General features: G+C 71.9%; 1 protein-coding gene. It reads left to right on the plus strand.

Features of this window, described 5'->3' with window-relative positions; translation table 11 throughout:
- On the plus strand, positions 1-1,992 hold a 1,992-nt coding region (locus IEZ17_RS41555), incomplete at both ends, for an acyltransferase domain-containing protein (RefSeq protein ID WP_189308821.1).

The raw sequence follows: 1,992 nt of genomic DNA on the forward strand, positions 1-1,992 counted from the left end.
CAACGCACACGTGATCCTCGAAGAAGCCCCCACCGACGAAACCCCCGAGCCGGCAGCCGCAGAAGCCCCCACGGAAGCCGCCGGGGAAACCGTCGAGGCGACCGCTGACGCGAATGCGGACGGACCCGTGCCGCTCGTACTGTCCGCGAAGACGCCGGAAGCACTGCGAGCACAGGCACAGCGACTCGCCGCGTTCCTGACCGCGACCTGTGACAGCGCGCCGGGCATCACCGACATCGGCCACACGCTGGCTGCAGCCCGCGCCGAGTTGGAGCACCGGGCTGTCGTCGTCGCGTCGGATACCCCGGGGTTCGTGGACGCGCTGGAGGGCCTGGCGGCCGATGGGGCCGGTCCCGTGGCCGGGGCAGCGGTGACGTGCCGGGACGGAGTCGTCGCACACGGCGTGGCGGACCTCGGATCGAACCCGGTCTTCGTCTTCCCTGGTCAGGGATCGCAGTGGGAGGGTATGGCGACAGAGCTCTATGGCAGCTCCGCCGTTTTCCGTGATCGTGTGGACGCCTGCGCGGACGCCCTCGCGCCGTATGTGGACTGGTCGCTGACCGATGTCCTCCAGGGAGAGCCCGGTGCCCCGTCGCTGGAACGGCTCGACGTCGTCCAGCCCGTCCTGTGGGCGGTGATGGTCGCCCTCGCCGCGCTCTGGGAGTCGCATGGCGTCAAGCCCGCCGCGGTCATCGGTCACTCGCAGGGGGAGATCGCGGCGGCGACGGTCGCGGGGGCGCTGTCGCTGGAGGACGCGGCCAAGGTCGTCGCCCTGCGGGCGCAGGCACTCACCGTGCTGACGAAGAAGGGCGGCATGGTGGCCGTGACGCTGCCGCACCAGGAGGTGCGCGAGCGTCTCCTGACCCGACAGACCGGCCCGGAGCACGACCGTGCGGTCGTGGCCGCGATCAACGGGCCGTCCTCGACCGTGGTCTCGGGTGGCACCGAGGCACTCGACACGCTCATAGCCACCTGCGAGCAGGAGGGTATCCAGGCTCGGCGGGTTTCCGTCGACTACGCCTCCCATTCCCCCCACGTCGAGGCGCTGCACGACCAGATCCTCGGCCTTCTCGCCGACATCCAGCCGCGCAGTTGCCAGGTGGCCTTCCACTCGACGCTGACGGGCCGGCGGTTGGACGATACGGCTGTGCTCGACGCGGAATACTGGTACCGGAACCTCCGCCACACCGTCCAGTTCGGCCAGGTGGTGGACGCCCTGATCGAGCAGGGCCACGAGGTGTTCGTCGAATGCAGCCCACACCCCGTGCTGGCGGCGGGAATCCAGGATGCACTGACGGAGGCTGGACGCGACGGCATCGCCACCGGCTCGCTGCGTCGCGGCCGCGGCGGCCGGCAGCAGTGGCTCGGCGCGCTGGGCGCGGTGTTCGTACGGGGTGTGGCGGTGGACTGGTCGGAGCTCTTCCCCGCTGGCCGGCTGGTGGATCTGCCCTCGTACGCCTTCCAGCGCGAGCGGTACTGGCTGGAGGCGCCGCCCGACGCGGGGGATGTGTCGGCGCTCGGTCTGGGCGAGGGCGGTCATCCGTTCTTCGGCGCGGCGACCGGGCTTGCCGGCGGCGGGCTGCTGGTGAGCGGGCGGCTCGACGTGCGAGCCCAGCCGTGGATGGCGGGGCATGCGGTCCGTGCCCGGGTGCTTGTGCCGGGTGCGGCGCTGGTGGAGATGGCATCCGAGGCCGGGGTACGCGTCGGCGCGGGGCGTGTCGCGGAGCTGGTGCTGGAGGCGCCGCTGGAGCTTCCCGCGGCAGGTGGTGTGCGGCTGCAGGTGACCGTGGGTGTACCGGACCAGGACGGCAGCTGCGAGGTGGGAATCTACTCGCAGCCCGAGGAGACAGAGGCGACGGAGGGCTGGGCCCTGCACGCCCGGGGCCGGCTCGACGCCGAGCCCTCGACCGCCGCGGCGGCAACGTCGACGGAGTGGCCGCCGGCGGGTGCCGAGGTCGTGGGGCTCGACGGCTTCTACGCGACTCTCTCGGA

The sequence above is a fragment of the Streptomyces albospinus genome (genome assembly GCF_014648695.1).
In the GTDB taxonomy this organism is placed as follows: Bacteria; Actinomycetota; Actinomycetes; order Streptomycetales; family Streptomycetaceae; genus Streptomyces; species Streptomyces albospinus.